The organism is Paraglaciecola aquimarina (assembly GCF_032464635.1).
Classification (GTDB): Bacteria; Pseudomonadota; Gammaproteobacteria; order Enterobacterales; family Alteromonadaceae; genus Paraglaciecola; species Paraglaciecola aquimarina.
Map to the genome: position 1 here is coordinate 4,555,896 of NZ_JAWDIO010000002.1, position 24,897 is coordinate 4,580,792.

Here is a 24,897-nt window from a genome sequence, read left to right on the forward strand (position 1 = left end):
AAAAAGCCACCTAGAGGTGGCTTTTATAAAGGGGCTAACAAACAAATACCTACAACACTGGCATTTTTCAGCCCCTACTAAATTTAACCTGCAGTTGGGTTATTTAGTTTGTACGACCCCTGCTTCATCAAGCAACAAGGTTTCACCTTGGGGCAAGCCATACACTTCCCATAAGGTAAATACATCGGTGACCACATTCCAAGTCGCTGGAATTTCCCACTCAAATCCATCGGTCGCTTCGTTCACAAACTCCACATATTGCCATTCGGTTGATGACTCAAGTGTTGCCGTCAATACCCCCGCACCACCACGACGGCCACCAAAGCCAGCGGCACCTGCTGGAATACCTTCATAAACCCAAGGCGTAATAACCTGTTTAACCGTGATGGGAGAGTCAGGTACCTTGGCTAACTTAACCCATACAGAGTATTTATAGGTTTTGCCAATAGACTCCACACCACGACCATAATTCCAGCTATACCAGTTGCGTTGTTTATTCCACACCTGTTGAGCGACCCAAGTATAAGGCTCATTGTCAGCACTCATAAGTGCCCCTGCCGTGATTTGCAGAGAACTGCCTGTACCGGTTACAGATTCGGCATTGGCAGTGGCGCTACCACCTCCACCGTAACCCGCACCGGCGCCGTCTAAATTGAAGTCCGTATTAAAACCAGCTGCATGCAAAGATTCACCTGGCTCACACATTTCATTTTTAACGGTCGTCACCATTACTGACTTACCCGCCACGTCAGCAATGGCAGTAGCACCTGTATCACCCGTCGCCACGTCCACCGAAATCTCAGAAGTTGCACCAACAGTCGTTGCCGCCTTAAAGGCACCAAAAGCACCAAAACCGCTGGCTATGCTTTGTGAAAAGGTCACATCTGAATCGTTCGAAGACATCCAGTCATAGGTATAGGCACCATTCAATTCAGCATTAATCATTGATGGTTCAACTTTAATACCTGCCGTCACACATGTTGGAATTTCTTTCGCTCCGGTAGAGGCACCGAGAGAATCCTTATCATCGTTGCTGATGGCTAAACTAAAGGCCGCTGTCACCGTGACATCAGCTGTGGCACTCGCATCAGGGTTGTCTTCACTGGTCACAGTCACTGTCGTGGTGCCTGTTCCTACCCCAGTAAGCTTGCCATTAGCATCGACAGTTGCGATATCTGTATCTGCCACTGAAAAGTTCAAATTAGCATTACATGCATAAGCTGGCACAGCTGAGGCCACTACTGTGGCTTCACCACCAGCAGGCAATTCTACTGCAGAGGCAATAACACTAGAAACAGGGTCATGATTAGCAGTAATAGTCACCTCTAATTGACGACGCTCGGACTCAGTACCTGGCGCTAGTTTCAAGCCGTTATCAACTACATAGCTTATGGTGTACACAACAGACGATGGAAAATCGGGAAATCCGTCGCCAATAATGTTGTCATCAGCGTCTCTTGCACCACGATTATCAGTGTCGTCACATTTACGCAATGACTGTGCAAACGCATCCGTATCGACCATCAAACTTGTGCCATCTGCAGCTAACTGAAAAGGTGAGATGGTTTGATTGGGCGTTGATACGCTGGGTGCTTGCGGTGTAAAAAGTTGTTAGATGCCAATATTTCTATTTGATTAATAAAAATTGTGCCGTCAAAGTCACTGGCAGCCTTACCATCAATTGTAGCACCTGCCAATAAGTCTATACTTTGCGACCCGGTTTCTTCAGTCAGCATGACAGTAATTTTGTCATCACTATAAGTCACGCCAGAGGTGCTGTTAAAGTTGGGATTATACCCCTCGTCCACACCAGAACAGGCGTTTAGCACCGATACGATAGAAGCTGCGATCGCCGTTTTAACTAGTAAGTTGTTTTTCATCTTACTTCTCCAAAATTCTTAAAGTGACGAGTAGCACAATAGCCACTCGCTCATTTTCATTTTTAATAAATTACGCTTAGAAAGTGCCTCGGATACCAACACGGAACTGACGTCCTGTTTTGAACTCAGCCGCGGTACGAGAAGTCGTTATGCTAGAATCTTCCAACACATTTCCTTCTTCTAAAACAACCGTTTGATTGTTGCCGTCTGTCGCATCGGTTGCACCATTGGTAGTAAAGAACACACGACGAGTGTCGTCTGTTAAGTTCAGTCCTTGGAAAGTAATCGCGATGTTTTTCGTCACTTGATAACTTGAGCTAAAGTCCAAACGATTAGTGGCGTCTTGCCATGTGGCGCCATCGGCACCACCGTCATTCACTAACTGAGTGTCGTTATAACGATTAGCTAAACGTAATTGAATGCCATCACGCTCCCAAAATAATGTTACGTTAGCAGAGTGTTTAGGCGTATAAGGTTGTGGTAAAGGCTTAAAGAAACGACCCGTGGTACCGATTTCCTCTACTTCATTTTCTGAATGTTGGTAAGTGTAGTTAACACTTGCCCCTAAGCTAGATAAATAGTACAGGTAAAAAGTCGTAGTTTTGAGTGTAACCAAATTCTAAACCACGGATATCGGCACCAGCGCCATTACGCACTGTGTTGACGTTAACAACGTCACACTCAAGGGTCCATTGAGAAATCCAGCCAGCTGAATAACGAAGCGGCATACAGTTATCCTCATCACCAGGCGCTCGATTAGGATCAAAATCTAGCAATAAATCTGCACTTTCTAGGTTGTAGTCCTCTTTAACATTTTTGTAGTGATAAGGGATCAACACTGACTGTTCGAAGTTTTCCATTTTCTTGAAAAACAAAGCAACAGACACCATGCTCGATGAGTTGAAATACCACTCATACGAGAAATCTACGTTAGTTGATTCGAGCGGTTTCAGCTGGGTATTACCGGCAGAACCATAAGACGCTCCCCACTGGTTTTCAGTCAACTGTGTTCTAGGATTAAGTGAATCAAAACGTGGACGAGTCATAGTTCGACTAATAGCGAAACGACCGATCATTTCTTCGTTAATTGCGTAGTTTAAATTCAAGCTAGGTAGAACCATGTCGTTTTCACCAGTGTTGGTTACTAGCGCAGTACGCCTACGAACTTGCTCTCCAATATCATCAAATAGTGGCGTAGTAAATGTAGTGGTGCGGTCAATCCAAGGCCAAATTTGCCCGGCACTACCAAACCTCAACCATAAGCCTGCGTTGGTATCGACTAGGTTTCCGTCATTGTCGAATACTTGAGCTGGCAGTTCGTTGTTTTGAGTAATGACAGGTATGCCATTGGTGTAATCAGCAAAGAATATACGGTTAACATCCGGTCCGGTTTGACCATCAGCCCCTTTAACCAACCATTCTCCCGTTTCGTTGTCGTATGGGAACGTGCCTTCGTCAGTACGGTTAAAGGCATGAGTCACTTGCCATGCCCAGCAATCTCGCAACTGGTCATCATTAGCAGGTATGCCACGCACATCATTGTTGCCAAGGTATTGGCCCATGGCGGCATCTGGACAGGCCGGTAAGTCCATATTACCTAGTTGACGTGTCACTAATAAATCGTATGGGTCAATCATTTGTGGCGGACGAATAAAGTCAATGCCACCTAAACCTGTCGCTTCGGACTTATCTTTAATGAAACGCATACCAAGATTACCCGTTAGACGGCCATCCATAGCTTCAAAATTCACTTTAACATAAGCGGCTGTGGTTTCTGTTTGAATATCTCGGCTACCTGCATTACTCTCGCGAATAGCCAAATCACTTGATTTTTTGCCACCGACCAATTCTAAAGCACGCTCCGAACTGAGCATTGGCCAGCCACCAAAAAAGGCTGCATCACGGTCTGCTTGAATATCTTCAGCAAAATTATCAAATGGAAAGGCTTCGCCCGACAAAATATCAGACAATTTAATCGTTCCTAATCCTCGAGGATCGACAGTGGCATCAGGATCGTCTGGATCATAAAGCTCTTGACCATTGGTCGTGGTTAAATTTTGAATGTGTACTGATTTCGCACGATCCGACCACTTCACCCCAAATTCAACTGAGGTGAAATAGTCACTGTCTAGCGCATAGTCAAAATCAACAAATAGTGACTTACTTTCATCTTTTAATTTGTTGTTACGTAAGGTCAATGCACCTAAGTGATTGTGCTGCATATCAAATGGGTTGAAACGACTCGTCACTAAATTGGCTGTACCGTCTAAGGCGTCAAATTCACCCGGTGTTGTGCCGGTAAAGTAACTACAGTCCGCCAAACTACCAGACGTACAGTCGTAACCTACATCTTCATATATTGGCATAGCCATAACCGCTTCACGACCCGCTGTTCCCCAAGTATTAGTACCAATACTAATAAATCGGTTGTCTTCGCCTTGGTCAGGGGTTTCATCTGTTGTTCGTGAGTACCCAGCTAGTACCTTCATATTTAGGTCGTCGTTGATGCTGTAGTCAATTCGTAAAGAAGCCACATCGGTGTCTACTTCACGTAACCCATTATTTCGTAAAAAACCACCGGTAATCGCTCGGCCAAATGATTTTTCGAGGGTATTGGTTGATCGGTCAACCACATTTACGTCGGTATCAGCTAGTAATTGATTGACCGGAGCAATGTTCATGCGAAGCAATTGATTGTCTTGAAAGATGTCTTGTTCTGTATGCGTGAGATCTAACTGAATATCAAGATTGTCTGTAGGGCGATATTGGATCCCTGTTGAAACAGACAAACGTTCACGCTCATCAGTATTGAGACCAAAATCAACAATTTCACGGGCTGCAACATATAGGTCACCTTCATGTAAGGTTTGGCTAGATGCATCATAATTAGTCAGTGTATCGATTGACTCGGTCACTCGATTACCACCTTCATCTAACATGTAGCCACCTTCGTCATCACGCAGATAATTCAACACACGAATAGGTTGGCCAGTTGCTAAATCTGTCGCCTTTCGACCAGAGTTTGCTTCCCAGTCAGCGATAGGCAAAACGCCTTCGCTCCAATCAGTAGAAATTCGATCTTGACGGGTTTTCTGATTATCTTTTGAGGCGGTAATAATGAAACCTAATTTTTCATCCATGAATTTGTCAGAAAAACTGAAATTCATTCGGGAATCGGTTTCATCTGAGAACTCATTGTAGCGACCTTCAATTGTAAATGAACGACGAGACTTTTTAAGATCTAGAGGTTGTACAGTACGTAACGTAACGCTGCCCCCTAGTGAACCTTCATCTTGATCAGCTGCGGCTGTTTTCACCACATCAATTGATGACAAAATATCTGAAGAGAAAGAACTTAAATCAACACTGTTATCGTTGGTTGCACCGGCGTTAGAGCCGTCAGTGCTTAACCCACCAGTTAGTGCAACACCGTTAACCGAAATTTGGTTTAACGAAGGACCGGCACCACGAATTGAAATGCGGGTTCCTTCACCTGCTTCTTCTTGCACGGTAACACCTGTTACTCGAGACAAGGCATCTGCGATGTTTTGGTCGGTTGACTTACCTACATCTTCTGCATGAATTGAATCAGTCACTGTGTCTGCAAAACGCTTCGCATTCATGGCTTTTTGTAAACTACTCTTAAAGCCACTGACTTCGATAACTTCAATGTCATCGTCTGTTTGAGTATTGGCTGTTTCAGCTTCTTGAGCAATTAATGGCAAAGCCATAAGTGACGCAAGCACACCTGCTGATATTGTATTTAGTTTAAAGTTGTACTTCATGTGGTCTCTCCACGTTCATATCAATTATTTGGGTATTCCGGTGACTTCACACCCGATTACCTATCGCCGCATATACGGTATTGAGTCATGTGTTTATCTGCCTAAACAGAATTTTCTGTGTTTTAGAGCGGGTTAGCGATTAACCCCAAATTCAATTAACCCCAAAGAATTTGAATTAATTATGATCGGTTGAACATATTCGTCCCTTAATCATATTAATTAAATCTATATAAACATATGATGTTTGCACTTGCAATACTTTTATAACAGAGAGTTAACAAGTCTGGTGAATAAATGAGATCTGCGCGAGGCCACTACCCACCCACATTGATACCTGCTGTTATCAAATTCAGCCCGAAGTTTTTTCAGAACTGAAATGGCATTGACAATAGTTTTTCCTTTGCAAATACCGAAAACAGGGGACAAAATTCGCTGGGCCATTGCTTGCCGGCGAATGTTACGTGAGTAGCCACTTAGCAATACGGATTGGTTCAATTAGAAAAACGTCAACGACATAGAAGACAAACAAAAAAGGCAGTCTATTTACAGACTGCCTTTAAAACCTAACGCCATGCTTACACTAGGATGGTTATTTCGTACTCAAACTAAAAGTTTCGTGAAATCTAGGCATAGATTGTTCACGCCACTGCGTTCCTTCTTGATGAATATGGAACCATTTAGGTTGAATGTTTGTCCAACTCCATGCTTCCATTTCAGCCACCATTTCACGAACTAACAATGGATGTTTTTCTGCTAGATCCTTTGTTTCAGAGGGGTCTTTATCCACATCAAACAGTTGCCACTGGTTGTTGTTATCAAGTTCGCCGCGATTAATAATTTTCCAATTATCCTTTCGAGCCGCCGCTTCCGAAAAACCTAAACGATGACGTACGGCATAAATCATTTCGCCCGCTCTAGGATTAGTTCCGGCTTGAATGCTAGGTAAAATATCCTTGCCATCTAACTTTTTACTTTTAGGTACTTTGGCATTGGCTAGATGACTAAAAGTAGGAAATAAATCTAAGGTCGATATCGGATGGTTAAATTTTCTACCCACCGGTACTTTATTAGGCCAGTGGAAGAACATTGGCGTACGGTAGCCACCTTCCAACACGTCTCCCTTACGCCCTCTAAGTGGTCCATTGTCAGCCCCTAAATTAGGTTTACCGCCATTGTCACTAAAGAACACAATTAAGGTGTTCTCAAATTGCCCGGTCGCTTTTAAAGAGTCAACAATACGCTTTACCCCGCGATCAACCGCATACACCATACCCGCATAGGTTTTGCGCTTTTTATCCTTTATATTTGGAAACTGCGCCATGTCCTCTGCCTTGGCCTGCATCGGAGAATGAGGGGCGTTATAAGCTAAATATAAAAAGAAAGGTGTAGATTTATCTTCAGCAGCCGCCTCAATAAAATTAACCGCTTCGCGAGATAAGCCGTCTGTTACGTATTCCGTTTCTTCTACTTCTTTACCGTTATGCTCTAACGGACGTAAGTAACCAAATATTGCGTGGTCTAATCCTTGTTTTCGCTGGCTATTATATTGCTTGCTGAATTTGTCCGGAAAATAATCATGACCACCATTTAAGAAACCATAAAATTCATCAAAGCCACGATTATTTGGATGATACTGCGCTTCTTCACCTAAATGCCATTTGCCAATTGCCCCCGTGTAATATCCAGAATCTTGTAATACTTTGCTCATGTATGTTTCTTCTACTGGGATCCCCAATCCGCCAGAACGACTTGAGCGAGGCAAATTAAACTGTGAGCCAAACTTATGTGGATAACGCCCTGTTAATAGTCCAGCTCGACTTGGCCCACAAAACGGATGCACATTATATGCAGAGCTAAAAGTCGTGCCCTCTGCAGCCAATTGATCTAAGTTAGGCGTTTTGATGTCTTGACTGCCATTGAAGCCCACATCGGCATAACCCATATCGTCAGTTAATATCACCAAAATATTGGGTCGTTCGGCATGCTTTGCTTGCCCCTCATTGGCCATGGCAATTGTGGCCCCAAATGTTGTGACTAATAACGTTGACAACATACACATTTTTTTCATCGATAACTTTTTCATAAATGTCTTTCTCATCATTACTTTAACTTAATGTGCTGACTGTTTTTGCTGCGGATCTAAATATGCCTTAGCGTGATAGGTAAGCATTTTCAAAGAAGGATCATCTACACGAGCCAATTCAGCTTTTAGTAAGGTCACCATTTCTTTACGTTGCTTTTCATAGCCCTTATGCTTGATCAAATTGTTGAGTTCCAACGGATCGTTGGCCAGATCATAAAATTCATCTCGATTATCACCTAGGTTCCACACAAATTTGAATTCAGGAGTACGAATAGCACGAATACCAAACCATGAGCCGTTGTACCATTCATAGGCATACAATGCCGTGTCTGGCTGTCCAGCTTCTGCTTGATCACCCTTTTTCATTAGTGGAGTTAAGGTATGGCCATCGACGTCACCATCTGGTTTCAATGCCATCCACTCTGCCAAGGTTGGCGTCACATCCAACATAGACACTTGGCGCTTTACAATTTTAGGGGTGATATTTGGATCACGGATTAATAGTGGCATACGCATTAGTTCATCATAGGCATAGGGGCCTTTATCGTATAGGCCGTGCTCACCTAACATACTGCCTTGGTCGCCCCAAAGCACGATACGTAAATCATCATAAATTCCTTCTTCTTTAGCCGTTTGTAATAACTCCCCAACGATCCGATCGACCATGGCTATCGCGCCGTAATAATGAGCGCGAGACTTTCTCCAATCCAAATCGCTCATATGACCCACATCATGCCAAGGCCACCAAATTCCACCTTGAGCCAGCGGTTTGTTTACCCGTTTTGCCAAGTGGTTCGCGGGTAACTCAAGTGTGGCTGGATCGTACATGCTGGCGTAGGGTTCTGGCACTCGATAGGCCGGATGAGGCTGATTAAAGCTGACCACACCGAAAAAGGGTCGCTGGTCTTTCGCCATTTTTTTCAACATGGCTTTACCCAACACTACTTTTTTGTAGGCCTCAGTATCTTCATAGGTCCCGTCAAGCGTTTTGTAGTACTCGTGCTTTTCATTACCTTTGTCTAATTTACCTTGATAGTAACCTTCAACTTGGCTGACCTTTGAGTAAGGTGTATACACGCGACTAAATCGCTCTCTGGGTTCATGTCCTTGCCCTTCATCAAATTCAGCCCCACGCAATTCTGTGCCGCGTGCGCCTAAGTGCCATTTGCCTACGTGCCCAACAAAATAGCCTGCATCTGAGGCTCTACGAATTAGCCCGCCTTCTTTTAAATCAAGTTCAGCGAGTCGAGTGTGATACAGCTCAACGTTATCATCTAACCCTGTTTTATGCCCCCAACGACCAGTATAAAAGGCAGCTCTTGAGGGAGAACATAGCCCTGTTGTGGTCATGGCATTGTCAAAGCGCACAGACTCAGCGGCCAAGGCGTCAATATTAGGTGTGTTCACTGGCCCACCACGATATGAAAAGGTATCAAATCGCATATCATCAAACATTAAAACCAATACATTTGGTTGTTTATCCTTTTGCAAGGGGCCAGTAGCTTGCGCAGTATTATCTACCGCGCTACAGGCTGTTTGGCTGACAATGCACATTGCCAATAACGTTCGTTTTATTACATTGAAGCTCATATTTTTATGCCCTAAAAATTATCAATTTTCGAATGATCCAACTCATCTAGTTTCTAATTTCAACATCACAATAAGTAATATCTATTTAAACATACTATGTTTAAAAATAAAACCAAATTTACAACAAACAGAAAACCTATAATTAACAACTGAGGGCATTAAAGGTAATGCGGTAACGCTGCTGCGCAGTACGTAACAATGCAACCAAACTATAAACGGCAGCAATAACAGCTAACAGAAGTCGCACTTGGCAATAGCACAATTGACCACAACGACCTCGTATCAGCCACAGAAACACGCAGTGTGCCAGTTAGCCTATTGCTCTTATCTCATACACATCTAAAGCACGTGCGTTTCTAGCCCCTAGAGACTGTGATATGACATTGCAAAAATATTGAGACTGACTGCTAGTATTTAACCTGATGTGATGGTCCCCTCCCAAATTCGGCACTAAAGGAGGTAAGCTTGAAATCTAGTATTGAGATTGCATCACTGACCTGAGAAGTTATGCATACAAATTGTAAACAATAAATGATCAATATTTGGTATGGATATGCTGTTAGTTATTTTTATAATCACCACTACTGTCGGCGTTTTACCGCTAATTGTAACGGGATATTTTATTGCACTAAAAGGCAAGCGCCATTGGATCAATGGTGTTGACCAATCCAAATTAGCTAACCCAGATGGTTTTGGAAAATTTGTTGGGCATAGTATTTCAATGACTGGCGTAGCGATTTTTATCATTTCGCTTCTTTTATATTTACAATTAATCGGCTTGATAGGTTTTATAGTAGGCCTGTCTATTGTCTCTTTCTTACCCCTACCTTGTCTTTTCTATGCAAAAGGGAAATATGCATAATCCTCTGAACAGATAGCGCCATCCAGAATGATGTGTCTACGCCAAGAAAACAGTGGCTATGTTAAGCAATCAGCAATCTTACTTTTCACTTTTTTAACAGATGCTCCCGCCCTAAGCTGGGGATGTATGCAACGGGTATTCGCTGTTGAATGACTTTGCTATTTCTCTTAACAAGGTCTAGCGACCAACAAAAAAGCCCCCGTGAGCCAACTTCTCTCGGGGGCTTGATAATAGCAATCAGAATGGCTCGATTATTGAGGTGTTACCTCTAACAACAATACCCCTTCAGATGCCAATTCAAATTTAGGATCTAGCGTATTGCCAGTCATTATATCGGTGATAGCTACTGACTTGCCATTTCTTAGCGTTAAATCCAACTTAGCGGTATTGTGACCTACATTTAAGATATTCACTAAGTAACTGCCGTTTGGCTGCTTGACTGTACGCCAAGTAGTGGTTTTATGCGCGACACCGTTGTCTTCAGCAATAACAACGTCTGGCATGTTATCCGCCACTTCAGCAAGGGCAAGTTGTTTAATTTTGGCAATATCAGCATCGGCATCTAAGGTAATAAGCTTACCTTTTCCTGCTACTAATTTTTTGGCACGTTTTTGACCATATTCATTCATCGTCAAACTCTTTGCATCCACAATGATTGTGCCACCAGCACTTAGGTAAGTTTGTAGCGCGTCAAATTCAGCATCGTTAACATATTCGTTGTTATAAACAACGACCGTGTCCCAACTGTTATTGTCTTGTTTCTCAATAATGTTTTTGGTGACAAACCCCATAGGGAAACCTTCAAAGAAAAGTGCTTCATAGAGTTCATAACCTTTGGTCATGTAGTCATCAATATTGATAGCTGTTGTTTCAGAGTAAAACAAACGCAACGGGCGCGGTTGCTCTCGTAGCTCGATGATTTCTTCTGAGAAACTATTTAGGTCATACATAACCTGTGTTACTTCATTGGTGACATGAGGCTGCATATTGTTTGAACCTGCATAGGCGCCACCAAGTCCGGGGTCAAAAAAGTCTAGGTCGCCTTCTAAGCGATCTTCAGGCGAACCGTCTGGATCACGAGCCCAGAACCATCCCATATTGGCGTCCATTCCTAACAAAGTAGCCAACCAATATACGCTACGCACATAACTGGTACGTGTATCTAGGTCACGCCATTGACCTGACGACAAGAAATGAGACTCAGAATTAACATTAATTTTGTCTGGTGCAACTGATTCCATAAAGTCATGGAACATAGCAACATAACCCCAATGATAAGCATATTTTTCAAGCCACTTTGAAGACTTACCGGGTCTGATATTTTTACTACCAAATGATTTAGCATCATGTCCCACCATAGTAGTGAGTTCGGCTAACGCCTCGGTGTCGATGCCACCAGAACGAGCATTTTCCATAAACATACGTGGCATAATTTTAATATGAGTATCAGCATCTGCGTTGACAGAATGCAGTTCATTTTGCACATAGGTAAACCAGTTGGTGCTTCTATCCATATTGTAACGCGTCCAGTCGTACCAAATTGGCTGACCTTGTAACGCAGAATCAATAGGAATTTCAATATCCACCTTGTCAAAACTAGCGAACGAACTTCCCCAGTTGGTATTTAAGCTAGCAAGATCTCCAGCATATTTATCTTCCAGCCAACGACGAAAATTGTTTAAGGTATAAGAAGAAATATCGTTCATTTCTTGGAAGCGATAGGTCCAGTGGTCTTTTTCAGCAAACCAGTGGGGTTCATTAGCTAATACAAAGCCTAACTCAGTTACCTTTTTACCTTTCGTCAGCTCACCTGTTCTTCGAATAATTTTCCCCCAAACGTCACGTGCCAAAGGGTTATCAATATCAAAACCGGTGAACAAAGAACGACCTATGCGTACTTCTGGCTCTTGCTTTTCAACCCACTCAGGAATACCCATGATCCAATAATACAAAAAGCCCACATTGGTATCCGGTATGTCGGTCAACTCTTTCATTAGCTCTTGATCAAAGGTACCGTCCTCTTTCAATAAGAACGAATTAATCGCTCGGTCATGATCAACCGGGTAAAGATTTTCGCCACCATGATAAAGGGCGCCTAAATGATCATTGTATACATCAGTATTGGTCAACGGTTGGCCGACCGTTTTAGAAAAGTAATCATATGGAAATATAGGTTTGCCATTACTGATAAACATATTGTCCCCGGCTTTAGTGCCCTGCCAATCAACTTTATTAACCGGACGACGCTTAATTTCGCCTCTAAGTTCTTGACCTAACACATCAATGCCTTTGTCCAACATTTCTACTACTTTTCGGCGTTCAAAGTCTGGTAAGTCTGCTGCCAGTTGCTCTTTATCAGCCGCATAATAACGTTCGTAACCAAAGGCCTTTTCGATAGTATCAGGGTTCGCTTCATCCCAATTGGCGAATTTAAGAAACTGTTCAGAGAACCAAACTAAAGTTTCCTCTCTGGCTACATCAATGTTTTTGTCACGAGCTTGGTCCATCATACTCATAAGTGTTTTTAACTTAACTCGAGCTTGCTGTTCTAAAGCACTGGTGCCGGAAATACTCGACGCGGCGACTTCTGTTGTTACTTCAGGAGCGGTGCCTTTGCTACTTGTTTCATTACTACAAGCCGATGTAAACAATAGAGCTGAAGCAATAGATACTCCTATGAGTTTCCTATTCATGATTTTCTCTCACTGTGGTTCATTAACAATTGGATTTCGTATAATTCACATTATACATACATAAACATCATATGTATATATTAATAGTAAAAATGAATATGACTTTTTAATATACAGTAGACCATGCTGTAGACCATGGTAAATTGATGACGGTCCAAAGCACCAATAAGACCATAAAATAAGCCGTATTGATGAGTACTCGAGCAGCATGCTTCCATTTGAAGTGGTATAAAAAAGGCCAGAAGTATTTACTTCTGGCCTTGCAAACTAACTCAACGAGATATCGTTAAACACTAATAGTTAAAATTCCAACGCTGATCTGAACAATCTGGCAACTGAACCGCGGTACCATAATTGGTTACCGTTGGATTCAATCGCGCTGAATTTCCATCGATAACACCGTGATGCGCGGCAGGGAAACCACTGGCTGTAAGCTGGTAGACGTTAATATTAAAATCATAAGCTACGCCAGCTTGCATGTGATTTTCGACAGGCGCTACCGAATCCCCCATAAATATTTGTGCGCGATTTGGCCACTGTGAACTTGCTGCAATACAAAGATTGTCTGAAGACGGTATGTAGTACAGATTTTGTAGCTTCAAGTGGGCATTCGTGCCGTAATTGGCTGTTACATTGTAAATATAGGACTCTTCAAACCAGTAAGGTTTTAAGTTGGTTCTTTGGTGAACGGCGTCTAGACAAGCCTTAGTTTCGGTAATACGAGTAGCCCATTGGTTTACACCGCGTCCGTAAGTCGTACCCGCACAACCTGCACCATAGGTGTCGTTTACTTCTGTCATCCATTGATCACGGGAATAGTTTTGTGGGCTGTACAGCTCGACAAAGCCATCATCCACCCGTACTGCGAAACTACATCCATTTGACGTAACACCATTGACCTGCACAGAACCATTTTCCTGAAAGTGAGGGCCAAACATAACCGGCGCTAAACAATCTGTACCGCGAATATCTTCGGCAAAGATATGATGAATACCGCCTTTATCAGGCGCGCCAAAACCAAACTCTTTAACAGACAAATTATCCGTTTCCATGCGCAAGGTAATACCACCTTGAGAATGTAAGTTTCTGAATAATATGTTGTCCGCCATGTACATTTGGATGATGCCATATCCAAATAACGAGTTGCGTTGATCGATGTTTTCAATAATGCCTTTGCTTGGACCGTAAAAAACACCATCTCGAGAAGTAGGACCCACTAAGAAAGAAGCAAAAATGGTTTTATTGTCTTTGATCCTGATGTTTGAGAACTTAAAGTTTTCAATGTCACCCATTCTAAAAACAGCTACACGTTCATTCTGAGCACTATTAGCGGTATAGGTTCGGTCTATCGACAAGTCGACAGTGAAGCCCTCACCTAAACCAACCATACTAAAGTTTTCTGCCTTGCCTTGCTCACCGTTGCCCATTTCAAATAACCAAACGTTGTAACCCCCACCTTGTGACATATGGAAAGTTGCATCTTCGTCAACTTCAAGATGAACATTAGACTTAAGGTGTAAACTGCGTACATAGTAGTCCCCAGCAGGTATGGTTAACTTACCTCCACCAAGATTATTGCTCATATCATCAATCGCCGCTTGCAGATCAGCTGTATCATTTTTACTGTTGTCTGCAGATATCTGATTGTTCACTTGATAATCAGTAATCGCATTGCGGGTTGCGGCAAATGACGAAGGCTCTACATAGAAATCACTTTCGATCACCGCTAATGGGGTAGTGCGACCATTTGCAGTAAAAGTGTTTGTTCCGTCATGAGTACCGTAGTCAGGTCCTGTCCATTCCCCCTCACCACCATCGGTCACTGATCTGGCTAACGCCTTATCCCCGGTCAGCACATAATCATCAATAATGACTTTGTCGCCCACTTCTAAGCCACCAAAAAAGAACGAAGGTAATACGTCAACGATATCGCTGTCGGTAGTTAATTTCCACGTCTCTGGAATAGAGAAACTGGTTAAACCACTATTGGCGTCGGTAAAGGTCACTTCAATCCATTGACCGAAGTTGGTAGCGTCTATATTTGCCGTATAGTCAGCAGTAATGGCTTGAGCAGCGGTTACTTTACCTAACTTTCCTCCAGTTAAGGTCACGTTCCAAGGCAATAAGTGATGTTTAATTATAACGTCATCACTCCCCGTATTCCCCGCGCCTTTTTCAACTTTAACACGCAAGGTTACTGACTGTATTTCTGACTCGATCGCCCCGCCAGCTAACGCTTGACTCCAAGGGTTTGCATTCCCCCATTTGTGCCAAAGCAAGGATTGATTCAGTATATTAGTCCCTTGATTATCATCCACATAAGAAACTGCATTGCTGCCCAAATAGCCCTGTCCCTCTTCTAACCCTATAGTGCCATTTCCGGCTAATACAAAACCCCAACCGCCATTTTGCGCTACGGTTGCATCATTGAAATCATATTCAATACTAAAGTCTGTAGGCACCGCTAAAGGTTCGCCCACTACCGTTTTAACTTGATAATCATCAAGGTAAATTTTGTCGCCTACTTCAGTGTTAGCGAACTTAAACTCTGGGTAAACTTGTAAATCTCCGTCGGTAACATGTACCCAAGTAGAAGGAATAGTAAAATCAGCCGACTGTGAACCTTCTAGTACAAAGTTAACTTCAACCCAATCCACGCTGCCAGCGGGAATAGTGCCGACAAACTTGGGCGCGGCTTCTATCGCAGCCGGGTAGTTAGCACTTTTGTTACCGCTGACTAATCCGTAAGGCAATAAGTAATGAATAATGTCGATGTCTTTTTCAGCAACCAAGTCTGTTTTCATCCACATTTTTACACTATTAATAATGTGACCATGATTGTTAAATCTGGCGGTAAAGGGATTGGCCGTCCAGTCCTGTAGATAAAAGCCGTTTTGCTCAGGGTTAATATTGACGCTGTTGTCAGTATAAGAAAAGGCAGAACCAGTTTTGCCGGCGTTTTCTTCAAAAACGAGAGTACCTCTGTTTAAAACAGAATAAATCCAGCCCTTAGCTACCCTGACCCGAAGCGATGTCGTTGAGGTCAAACGTATAATCAAATGTCAGTTCATCGCCTAAGGTGTAATCAGGCTCGTTACCACCGCCCGAGTTGCCGCCATCACCGCCTGACCCCGTATCTCCACCATCCACTATGACACAACAAGGATTTTCAAGAGTTGTATCACTGATTAAATAGCTGTCTACAGTTACTTTATCGCCGACTTCTAAACCACCGAATAAGATCTCTGGATAAACTTGAATGTCGGATTCACCGTCGTAATGTACCCATGATTGAGGAATGGTAAAATCAGGCTTTCCAGTATTACTATCAATAAATTCAATTTGCACCCATGTATTATTCAAAGAAGCAGGGATCACCATCTCATATTGGGGCCCAATATCTATTCCAGCCGTAAGCGTTGCTCCTTTTTTATCGTCAATCACTGGATAGGGAATTAAATGATGTTGCACTGTCACATCACCGGGCACAGCCTTTTCAACTTTGGCCCACAAAGATACAGAGCCTAACGTTTTGCCATGAGCATCCGCTAGAATACTTGTCCATGGATTGATATTGTCTTTGTTAGTACGGTTGTTAAAGCGAATACCATTTTGACTAATATTGCTATTGGTGCTGGTATCTTCATACACATACGCGTTACTGTCGTCTTCGCCGGCGCCTTCAGCAAAACTGACCACACCTCTGTTTTTAGCGGGATATACCCAACCTTCCCAGTTGTTATTTTCAGTTTGGATTTGGTCTTGATTAAAATCGTAGCTAAAGGTAACAGCGTTAGGGTTAACATCTGGCTCTAGATATTCTTGCAATTCTGCGGTGTAAGTAAACGCGCCTCGTTTAGCAGCAAAATATATTTGTGTCGCATCTGTTAATGCCTCTACATCGAAGTATGGGCGCGCATTTTCATCGATGCCATCTGGTTCGAGTACAGTATGACTAGAATCGGTAATGACCAATCTTAACGCCCCTGTCACCGAAGAGCTATCTGCCAGAACAAGATTGTTATAGGTGTAGTACCCCACGCCTCGCTTAGTATAACGTGCACTTTGTTCAACACTCGCGGTATCTACTTTTGCCCATGTTCCGTCCGTTAAGGCCAACGCATTAAATGAAAGCTGGCAATTAAGTGTCAAAATAACAAAACCCATCAGCGCTTTCTTGGCACTATGCATTTTGCTTAAAAATAGTTGTGTGTTACTGGAAGTAACCATATGTGTTCTCCAATTTTCTCAAAGTCGATCGATTGTTGTATCAATACAGATTGGCATAACTCAGGTTTCGCTTTACCGGCCGCTGTGACGTTTTTTGATTGATGTCTTAAAGCAAGTAATGCAAGTGAAAGCAAAACAAAAGTGGAAGGTTCTGGTACTGACCTAGTACTAATAGAAATATTCGACACGGTTAACGACTCGTTTAACACAAAATCTATATCTTCAATGCCCATTTCTAAAGACACTAATGAGCCTGCTAGACTACTCATATCAAATGTTAAGCCCCCATTAATAAAATCATGAATGAGGTCACCTTTATCATCGACTAGCGTAACAAAAGCGGCGCTAGGATCATCGGCTATTGAATTAACCTCGAGTGAAAGTTCAAAGGCGTTATTATCGACTATAAACCCTTGAAACAAATAAAACCCAAAGTAGTCATTATCAGCATCAGCAGAAGTAGTCAGTACCACTGAGTTTGCGCCGATAATGTAGTTATCTGTAAAATCGGCGAGGTTACCGATAGGCTCAAAGTAATATTCCTGATCATCTACGTAGCTATAATAATTGAACTCTTGATCCCACCCGTTCAAACCATCGCTAAAATCACTATTTATTAACCCTGCGTAACTAGCGTTACTCAAAGCTAGCGCGATGAGCAAACAAACTGTAGTTAGCATTTTTTGATAAGTGCCCTGTAGTTGCATATTTTTCCCCAATGTTAAGTTTATTAGTTAAAAGCCTGATTGGCTCTCTTGATCAAAACAAACACATTTGAATTCCCCAAAAAACAAAGGTCATATGTTTACACTCAAATGATGAATAGTAAAATAACATTATGACAAATAAAATCCACACATATACAACAATAATTTTACAAATGAGCACTTGAAACAGTATGAATCGGAGAACGGGGACTTTTTGCGGGCAAAAAAAAAGGCCGAATTGATATTCGGCCTTCTGCTATTTAATTATTTTCTACTTTACGACTAACTCGTCACCAAAAGATTCTTTAAGACGACGTAAGGCGTCATTTAGCAATTTTTCAGTAAGTTTTTCTGCTAACGCGCCATCTTTACTAGCAATAGCGTCATATACTTCTCTGTGGTATGCCACTGAATCACTATTTTTACGAGGATCTTGGTTGGTAATCCTAACACTGACCAATAGTGCCGAATAAATCACCCCTTCCATCGCGTTTAAAAACTCATTGTGGGCCGCTCTAAGCACAGCCTTGTGGAACAACGCATCGGCTACGATGAATTTCTCTAAAGAGCCACTCTCTTGCTCCATACGGGTACAAGCTTCATCAATCTCTTTAATGTTTTGCTCAGTAGCTCGCTCAGCAGCCCACTTAGCAGCCTTGGGTTCAAAGGCTAAGCGCACATCCATCAATTGGCTAATAAACTCAATGCGGGGAGTCGCTGTAATATGCCAAGCTAACACATCGTCGTCTAACAATATCCACTCATTGCGAGGGCGAACTTTAGTACCAATACCACGACGAACATCTAATAAGCCCTTGCCCACTAGAATCTTTACTGCGTCGCGCACCACCACACGACTTACCTGATAACGTTCTGCAAGGGCATTTTCGTCATCAATTAAGGTATCCGGTTCAAATGTGCCAGCGACTATACGTCGGCCAAGCTCCCTAGCAACTTGAATTGACAAGCTAGGGGTCATTTTAGCTGCTCGTTTTAGATCGTAGTAAACTAACTCACTCATAATTATTTCTTTTTCTTATTCGTAATGCACACAATAAACGTATTATGTTTATATATGCTTTACTTTACCAGTAAAAAATTATTTGCTTTAGCAAATTAAAGATCTCGGGTACACGCTTTATAAGCCGCCACATAATCTTTGGCGTTAGTTCGAATTTGTTGCTCTGTCATACTGGGTTTGTACAAGGCGAGAACCTAAACCAAAACCTGCCGCGCCTATTTCAATATACGGACGCATGCTCGCTTCAGTTGGCTCAATGCCGCCCACTGGATAACATAAAGTGCCTTTCGGTAATACTGAGTTTAGGGCTTTGTAACCATCTAGCCCAAGCATAGAAACAGGAAACAATTTTATTCCTGTTGCACCTGCAGCTAGGGCATTAAATGCTTCTGTGGGAGTAACGACATCAGAAACGTTGCGCAGCCTGCTGCCACAGAAATTTTAATCACCTCTTCATTGCAGTTAGGTGTCACAACCAAATTAGCGCCCGTTGCCACCACTTTCTTAGCTAGCTCCGGCGTAGTGACGGTACCAGCTCCAATCAAATAATTTTTGCCAAAAGTATCCACTAGTAGTTTGATACTTTTTAACGCTTCAGGACTGTTCAAAGGCACTTCTATTGCAGTAAAGCCTTCTTCCACTAATATGGTTGCCACCGTGACAACTTGTTCGGGAGTCACGCCACGAATAATGGCAATTAATGGTAAATGTGCGTCTAAATCAAACTGTTTGTTCATTTCAATTCCGAGTTGTTTATCTTATTTCTTCTATTAAATCAGTGATACCCGCTAAAAAAGCACTGGTTACCGCTGACTATTTCTGCGCTTATGCTAAGTTTTTCACAGGCTAATTGATATCGCTCACATAAAGCTTGTCCACCCACTAAATAAACTTTTTTGCTCGTTAGGTTTTTAAGTTCATAACCTATCAAAAAGCCAGATAAGTAGTCTGGGATCTGTGCTTCAGTCAGATTACTAAATAACCTATGACTCCAGGCCAAAAATATACGATTCGTCAGTTGACCGGTTTGTCCTTCAATCACACCTTTGTTAAACGCTTCTATATCTGTCGGCGGGTTTTCTGGCAACCCTTTACCTAACAATGAATGGTTAGACAAAACAGAGTAGAACTCTCCGGTAAGGTAGCTGGCAAAACCTGTTATTTTAGCATTGGCATAAGTAGCATGTTTGCTATGTGTCGCCTAGTAAAATAGCGTTAAAATCGTCCATTTGAAGAACGTTAGCTAATCCAAATATTTGCACTTCTTCACCGCGCATAACATCATAATTATCGCCTTCGTAATTATGACAAACACAAGGTAGGATCACAGCTTCAGGTCCCCAAGGCAGTGCAAAGCGATGCGCTTTCTTGACTAAATCATGGGCCCCTGCTGGCGTTTGAACATAATCTACGTTGACCCAACCTTTTAACGAACCGATCATGCCAGCCATAAAAATGGGTAAGGTTTTGTAATCGGTCAGCCAAGCCGCCAATAAGGTTTCTAAGGTCTCAGCAAATTTCCCGTCTTGTACTTGCAGCAAGCCTAGTGGCGCCTCTTTGCTCTCAACTAACTGATTGGTATTGTCCATCGCAAAAGCACGGAAGTTTGTGCTTCCCCAATCAACGACCAAGTAACTAACCTGCACTTCATTCATATCGATTTTATACCTTACGAGCGCACTAATTGACGCTCAATATCCTCAATTGATTTACCTTTAGTTTCAGGCAAAATAAACCACATAACGATTAATCCAGCCAGTCCTAGCACCGCATAAATAAGGAATATACTGGCGGCTCCCATATTATCTAATTGCCACGGGAAAAACTGCTGTATCGACCAAGATGATACTGTTTGCACTAGCGCCGCAAATGGCAATGCCACACTTCGAACCGAATTAGGGAATACTTCCGAAAAAATCACCCACATGATCGGCCCAATAGACAAATTAAAAGCAGCTAAGAATGCGAAGATACCAAACAACACCATAGGGGCATTAATTCCAACAATGGTATTGTTAATGATTATCCCATTGACCAATGGTAACTCCTTTTTACTAAAAACTTTAGCAAGTTGTTGTTTTAAAGCCACATCATCCTCAAAACTTTGGCCAATTAACGTTGATATCTTTTCGGGGTCAATATTCTCATTGCGTAATTCCGTTTGGATCACTGCTACCGATTCATGGTCAAAAGTATAACTAGCCTGACTAAATCCATACCATGTTGAGCCATGTGCAAATACCACTAAAACCAATCCTGCTATGGTAAGCACTCTGCGCCCCAGCTTTTCAACAAAAGCAATAGCAACAAAAGTAGCGACTAAGCCGACAACACCTGTTGCGATAGTTTGCATGAACGTATCTTCAACGCTCATACCCACTTGTTCAAACACCATAGGCGCAAAAAACAATACCGCATTCATACCTGTTGCACCTTGAACAATGGCATAACAAACTGCAATAAAAAGCACAAACCGTAAGCGCTTGCTGAATAGTTCTTTTAATTGGCTTTTGACAGCCAGCTTTGGTTCATTGTGCAAACTTTGTTTCACACTGTCGATTAACCCAGCTATTTGTGCTTGGGGAGCGATGCGAGCAAATACCTCAGCCGCTTCCTGTTCTCTACCCTGCATCACTAACCAGCGCGGAGATTCAGGAATTTTTAACAACAAGGCAATCCATAACGCATTAGCGATTAGCTCGGCGCCCAACATATAGCGCCAAATATTGTCGTTATTTATCCAACTGATTTCATCAATATATTTAATTAAGAAATAATTAATAACAAAAGCCAGTAAAAGCCCTAAACCAATCATGAACTGATTGACCGAAACGAATCTGCCACGCTTTTCAGGGGGCGCTATTTCACCAATATACATTGCTGACACAGTAATTGATGCGAAAGCAACTCCACCAATAAAGCGGCCAATCACCAACATTTCGTAGTTAACTGCGGTCGCAGACAACAACGAAGACAAAGAGTAAGTAAAGCCTATCGCTAATAAGGTCTTAGAACGACCAAACTTTTCACACAAAGAGCCTGTAAAAAATAGTGCAACGATAACACCCAACAATGCGCACCCTACTACGGTCCCCTGTTGAATACTGTCTAATTCAAATAACGCACTGACAAAACGTATTGCTCCAGAAATATTTGCAGCATCTAAGCCAAAGACAAACCCACCAAAAGCAGCAATAAGTGAAAATCGAGTAACATTTCCATTAGGATTGTTTTTCATTTGCAAAACCTATATACGTATAATATTAATAAACATACTATGTTTAATTCACTGCAAAAACAATAAAAAAGTCAAATTACTTAACATTTTATTCACAGCATTTATTCAATATTGCTAGCCAAAACCAAGGCCCATAAGGCTTTACGCGCTTAGCCTTCAACTTAGGCACTCATCCCACCCAACAGTTTCAATAGTAAAAGTATAAATTCAATGATAAATTGTTAGCAATATTCAATTCTATACTTCACCTTGCGGGCTGGGGACATCAACAGTCAAATTCATGGGGACAGCAATGAAAATAATAAAAAGTAAAACTTCACTTATACTTGCAACCTGTTTGTTGGCAAGCGTTAATTTAGGTTGCAGTAGTACAGACGAATTGTCCGACAACAAACAAGATAGCTTCTTTAACACAATCCGAGCAGAAAGAGTCGCCTCATCGCCAGACGTCGAATGGCAAAGTATTGGCCCGGGAATGTCTGGCTATAATGAAAAATTGTGGACTCACCCAACCGATCCAAACGTCATATTTTTGGGTCCCGATATGCACGTTGCTTATGGTAGCTGGGATGCAGGCCAAACGTGGCATAACATCCAAGATCCTGACGGTCTTGGCCAAGAGATGAAGCGCATACTAGATATCGAATTTTCTCTGCAAGATGCCGATTTTGGTATGGCAATTGACTGGAACGGCTGGGTTTATCAGACTACAGATCGCGGACGCTCTTGGACAAAATCCCATGAACTTGCCGGTAGTTATAAAGACATAGGGGTAGATCCTTATGATCCCGTTGCTTTTAAAAAGGGCTGGTATGATGAACAAATAGGCCGCCGTTTAGCGGAAATTTCTGTCGACCCGTCTAATGACAACATTTGGTACATAGGTGCGGGAGATTTCTGGAATACCAAAGAGAATCATCGCAGCATGCTTCGTCCTCAAGGCAATAAATTAGCCTATGCAGATTATGGATATTTATTAAAAAGTACAGATAAAGGGCAAACATGGAACAAAATATCCGAGGGCTTAGCAGAAGATCTTGATATTGGCAGAATTTTGGTTCATCCAGAAAACTCTAATCAGGTTATTGCCGCCACTAACCGTGGTTTAATGCATAGTAGTGATGGTGGGTTAACTTGGCAGTTTGGTGCCAATGGTTTACCTCACAATATTCCTCGTGATTTAACCTACCACTACGACAAAGCAACGGGACAATATACTTTATATTTGATTGAGCAAACCACTTATACTAAAGCAGGACAATCTGTAACCTCATCAGGTGGAATTTACACCAGCACTGATGGAGGTAAAAACTGGACAAATATTACTGGTAACTTATTCCTAGATTTGACTCAAATTCATTACCCAGAAGAAATTCAACGTTACTATCGTACCTTGGCCAATTGGTTTAACATCAGCCCCAATGCTGCCAAAAAGCAGTTTTCACAATTACCTACCTCAGTATTACCTGTTTATAACCGCATTGTAGTTAACCCCAATGACAGTCAAGAAATTTATATTACATACAATAAAAAGCACGATCGTACCTTTGGCTCAGGGGAAGTTTGGCGTACCTTGGACGGTGGTAAAACATGGCTATGTGTTGCTCGTCATGGTAAATACTGGCTAAGCGGTAAGGACCAAGAATATTGGAAAAATCGCAATAACCCCACCCATACCAATATTGATTTTGCCCATGTGCAACCGGAAATGGACCACGCAGCAGAGAATCAAGGAAACCGCTTGTTGGCTATCAACTTGGCGGGTGAAATATTTATGAGCATTTCTCAGCAAACCCACCGTTCATCTGATCATGGTGAAACATGGCAACAAATCGATGACGATGAAGTCACTGCCCACAGCGACGTTTGGGTTGGCCGTGGTGACAGTAATTTGCCTATGGTCGTTTTATGTTGTTAGAAACGGGGATCCCAGAGAGACGTTTGCTAGCCAGTGGGGAACACGGAGTGTGGCAAACTGTTGCTGCCGACTTACCTAACAAGCAAGATGTCGCCTTAAAGCAAATTGAAGGACAAACTAACCTGACAGGAATGGTCTCAATTTCGACCATAGCGGTGCATCCACAGGATCCTGATACCATTTACATTTTAGCCTGGCGACAAAAACACATGGGCAAATTACGTCGCTCCACTGATGGCGGTAAAGCTATGGCAGAATATTGCAACAGTAGTCGATAACGACATTAAGAAAGTCGACGGCTATGCAGCCAAAAGCCAAGACAAAACGATCAATCAAGTGGTGCAAGGTCCTAAAGGATTGATGCCCGCCCAAAACTCACTAATTATCGATCCCAAAAACCCTGACAATATGTATTTTGTCATGACCAGAGATGCATTCTCTGAGATTTATCGAGCTCCTCGACGGAATCCAACGATAGGCGCATATGGTGTGATGAAGTCTACGGATGGCGGTTACCACTGGCAAAGTAGCAATCAAGGTATTCACGCAGGCGCTAGTTTACGGACTATTACCTTTGATCCTGCAAACTCAAATATTCTATATACCGCTGCAACAGATGAGCAAGGTGGCTTATATAAATCGATTGATCAGGGTAAAAACTGGCAAAGAGTGTCTATTCCTAACGTCATTAAAAGTGTCAACAATGTATTCATTGACAGAAATACCAAAGCAATATTTATTAGTGCTGGCGGCTTTTACCAAGGCGAATATGAAGAAGGTGGCGCTTGGCGCAGCATAGACAATGGCGCCACCTGTAGCAACAGATCTTTAAAGCGCCTTTGGTACTGCAAGTTGAATCCTCACCTGTAAACCCAGATTTGTTAGTACTG

20 protein-coding genes are annotated in these 24,897 nt (G+C 42.4%); 4 read left to right on the top strand and 16 right to left on the bottom strand.

Annotated elements, in window-relative coordinates; all coding sequences use genetic code 11:
• Positions 1 to 99 precede the first annotated feature (99 nt).
• The 6 genes from RS130_RS22625 to RS130_RS22650 form a co-directional block, all read right to left on the bottom strand.
• Positions 100 to 1,524, bottom strand: coding sequence for an Ig-like domain-containing protein (locus RS130_RS22625; protein ID WP_316028128.1), 1,425 nt, complete (start codon positions 1,522 to 1,524; stop codon positions 100 to 102).
• 20 nt (positions 1,525 to 1,544) lie between these two features.
• Positions 1,545 to 1,880, bottom strand: a complete 336-nt coding sequence (locus tag RS130_RS22630) for a hypothetical protein (protein ID WP_316027803.1) — start codon at positions 1,878 to 1,880, stop codon at positions 1,545 to 1,547.
• A gap of 76 nt (positions 1,881 to 1,956) precedes the next feature.
• On the bottom strand, positions 1,957 to 2,496 hold the full coding sequence (locus RS130_RS22635) for a TonB-dependent receptor domain-containing protein (RefSeq protein WP_316027804.1): 540 nt from the start codon (positions 2,494 to 2,496) through the stop codon (positions 1,957 to 1,959).
• Entirely contained in the window at positions 2,450 to 5,665 is a 3,216-nt protein-coding gene (locus RS130_RS22640) for a TonB-dependent receptor domain-containing protein (RefSeq protein WP_316027805.1), read from the bottom strand. Before RS130_RS22640 ends, RS130_RS22635 begins: the two co-directional genes overlap by 47 nt.
• 589 nt (positions 5,666 to 6,254) lie before the next feature.
• On the bottom strand, positions 6,255 to 7,748 hold the full coding sequence (locus tag RS130_RS22645; RefSeq protein ID WP_316027806.1) for a sulfatase-like hydrolase/transferase: 1,494 nt from the start codon (positions 7,746 to 7,748) through the stop codon (positions 6,255 to 6,257).
• A 27-nt stretch (positions 7,749 to 7,775) separates the two neighbouring features.
• A complete protein-coding gene (locus RS130_RS22650; RefSeq protein WP_316027807.1) occupies positions 7,776 to 9,338 on the bottom strand; it encodes a sulfatase-like hydrolase/transferase in 1,563 nt (520 codons plus the stop codon).
• Between the two features lie 547 nt (positions 9,339 to 9,885).
• Here RS130_RS22650 and RS130_RS22655 point away from each other — a divergent pair.
• Positions 9,886 to 10,200 (top strand): hypothetical protein, encoded by a 315-nt coding sequence (locus RS130_RS22655; protein ID WP_316027808.1) that lies wholly within the window; start codon positions 9,886 to 9,888, stop codon positions 10,198 to 10,200.
• Between the two features lie 251 nt (positions 10,201 to 10,451).
• Here the strand turns inward: RS130_RS22655 and RS130_RS22660 are convergent, their stop codons facing one another.
• The 10 genes from RS130_RS22660 to RS130_RS22705 form a co-directional block, all read right to left on the bottom strand.
• Positions 10,452 to 12,893: a beta-galactosidase gene (locus RS130_RS22660; protein WP_316027809.1), complete on the bottom strand. Its 2,442-nt coding sequence runs from the start codon at positions 12,891 to 12,893 to the stop codon at positions 10,452 to 10,454.
• A gap of 293 nt (positions 12,894 to 13,186) precedes the next feature.
• Positions 13,187 to 15,952: a hypothetical protein gene (locus tag RS130_RS22665; protein WP_316027810.1), complete on the bottom strand. Its 2,766-nt coding sequence runs from the start codon at positions 15,950 to 15,952 to the stop codon at positions 13,187 to 13,189.
• Entirely contained in the window at positions 15,903 to 17,123 is a 1,221-nt protein-coding gene (locus tag RS130_RS22670) for a hypothetical protein (RefSeq protein WP_316027811.1), read from the bottom strand. Before RS130_RS22670 ends, RS130_RS22665 begins: the two co-directional genes overlap by 50 nt.
• Positions 17,090 to 17,830 (bottom strand): hypothetical protein, encoded by a 741-nt coding sequence (locus tag RS130_RS22675; RefSeq protein WP_316027812.1) that lies wholly within the window; start codon positions 17,828 to 17,830, stop codon positions 17,090 to 17,092. Before RS130_RS22675 ends, RS130_RS22670 begins: the two co-directional genes overlap by 34 nt.
• Positions 17,831 to 18,101: 271 nt before the next feature.
• Positions 18,102 to 18,851: a FadR/GntR family transcriptional regulator gene (locus tag RS130_RS22680; protein ID WP_316027813.1), complete on the bottom strand. Its 750-nt coding sequence runs from the start codon at positions 18,849 to 18,851 to the stop codon at positions 18,102 to 18,104.
• Between the two features lie 144 nt (positions 18,852 to 18,995).
• Positions 18,996 to 19,274 carry a beta/alpha barrel domain-containing protein gene (locus RS130_RS22685; protein ID WP_316028129.1) on the bottom strand — a complete coding sequence of 93 codons (279 nt, stop codon included), beginning with the start codon at positions 19,272 to 19,274 and terminating at the stop codon, positions 18,996 to 18,998.
• A complete protein-coding gene (locus tag RS130_RS22690; protein ID WP_316027814.1) occupies positions 19,223 to 19,588 on the bottom strand; it encodes a beta/alpha barrel domain-containing protein in 366 nt (121 codons plus the stop codon). The genes RS130_RS22685 and RS130_RS22690 overlap by 52 nt, the downstream gene beginning before the upstream one ends.
• A 38-nt stretch (positions 19,589 to 19,626) precedes the next feature.
• Positions 19,627 to 20,013 carry a 2-dehydro-3-deoxygalactonokinase gene (locus tag RS130_RS22695; RefSeq protein ID WP_316028130.1) on the bottom strand — a complete coding sequence of 129 codons (387 nt, stop codon included), beginning with the start codon at positions 20,011 to 20,013 and terminating at the stop codon, positions 19,627 to 19,629.
• A gap of 28 nt (positions 20,014 to 20,041) precedes the next feature.
• A complete protein-coding gene (locus RS130_RS22700; protein ID WP_316027815.1) occupies positions 20,042 to 20,506 on the bottom strand; it encodes a 2-dehydro-3-deoxygalactonokinase in 465 nt (154 codons plus the stop codon).
• A 14-nt stretch (positions 20,507 to 20,520) separates the two neighbouring features.
• Complete coding sequence (locus tag RS130_RS22705; RefSeq protein ID WP_316027816.1) at positions 20,521 to 22,089, bottom strand: MFS transporter; 1,569 nt, start codon at positions 22,087 to 22,089, stop codon at positions 20,521 to 20,523.
• Between the two features lie 292 nt (positions 22,090 to 22,381).
• Between RS130_RS22705 and RS130_RS22710 the strand changes: the two genes are divergently transcribed.
• The 3 genes from RS130_RS22710 to RS130_RS22720 are packed head-to-tail and all read left to right on the top strand — an operon-like array spanning position 22,382 to position 24,877.
• Positions 22,382 to 24,007, top strand: a complete 1,626-nt coding sequence (locus RS130_RS22710) for a WD40/YVTN/BNR-like repeat-containing protein (protein WP_316027817.1) — start codon at positions 22,382 to 22,384, stop codon at positions 24,005 to 24,007.
• Positions 23,998 to 24,285: a hypothetical protein gene (locus tag RS130_RS22715; RefSeq protein ID WP_316027818.1), complete on the top strand. Its 288-nt coding sequence runs from the start codon at positions 23,998 to 24,000 to the stop codon at positions 24,283 to 24,285. The genes RS130_RS22710 and RS130_RS22715 overlap by 10 nt, the downstream gene beginning before the upstream one ends.
• Positions 24,242 to 24,877, top strand: coding sequence for a WD40/YVTN/BNR-like repeat-containing protein (locus RS130_RS22720; protein ID WP_316027819.1), 636 nt, complete (start codon positions 24,242 to 24,244; stop codon positions 24,875 to 24,877). The genes RS130_RS22715 and RS130_RS22720 overlap by 44 nt, the downstream gene beginning before the upstream one ends.
• Positions 24,878 to 24,897 lie beyond the last annotated feature (20 nt).

Coding starts and splice junctions, on each gene's coding strand:
- RS130_RS22690 (WP_316027814.1), bottom strand. CDS start 19,588: ATGAACAAACAGTTTGATTTAGACGCACATTTACCATTAATTGCCATT.
- RS130_RS22705 (WP_316027816.1), bottom strand. CDS start 22,089: ATGAAAAACAATCCTAATGGAAATGTTACTCGATTTTCACTTATTGCT.
- RS130_RS22655 (WP_316027808.1), top strand. CDS start 9,886: ATGGATATGCTGTTAGTTATTTTTATAATCACCACTACTGTCGGCGTT.
- RS130_RS22720 (WP_316027819.1), top strand. CDS start 24,242: ATGGCGGTAAAGCTATGGCAGAATATTGCAACAGTAGTCGATAACGAC.
- RS130_RS22715 (WP_316027818.1), top strand. CDS start 23,998: ATGTTGTTAGAAACGGGGATCCCAGAGAGACGTTTGCTAGCCAGTGGG.
- RS130_RS22645 (WP_316027806.1), bottom strand. CDS start 7,748: ATGAAAAAGTTATCGATGAAAAAAATGTGTATGTTGTCAACGTTATTA.
- RS130_RS22630 (WP_316027803.1), bottom strand. CDS start 1,880: ATGAAAAACAACTTACTAGTTAAAACGGCGATCGCAGCTTCTATCGTA.
- RS130_RS22670 (WP_316027811.1), bottom strand. CDS start 17,123: ATGGTTACTTCCAGTAACACACAACTATTTTTAAGCAAAATGCATAGT.
- RS130_RS22640 (WP_316027805.1), bottom strand. CDS start 5,665: ATGAAGTACAACTTTAAACTAAATACAATATCAGCAGGTGTGCTTGCG.
- RS130_RS22660 (WP_316027809.1), bottom strand. CDS start 12,893: ATGAATAGGAAACTCATAGGAGTATCTATTGCTTCAGCTCTATTGTTT.
- RS130_RS22650 (WP_316027807.1), bottom strand. CDS start 9,338: ATGAGCTTCAATGTAATAAAACGAACGTTATTGGCAATGTGCATTGTC.
- RS130_RS22675 (WP_316027812.1), bottom strand. CDS start 17,830: ATGCAACTACAGGGCACTTATCAAAAAATGCTAACTACAGTTTGTTTG.
- RS130_RS22625 (WP_316028128.1), bottom strand. CDS start 1,524: ATGGTCGATACGGATGCGTTTGCACAGTCATTGCGTAAATGTGACGAC.
- RS130_RS22710 (WP_316027817.1), top strand. CDS start 22,382: ATGAAAATAATAAAAAGTAAAACTTCACTTATACTTGCAACCTGTTTG.
- RS130_RS22700 (WP_316027815.1), bottom strand. CDS start 20,506: ATGAATGAAGTGCAGGTTAGTTACTTGGTCGTTGATTGGGGAAGCACA.
- RS130_RS22680 (WP_316027813.1), bottom strand. CDS start 18,851: ATGAGTGAGTTAGTTTACTACGATCTAAAACGAGCAGCTAAAATGACC.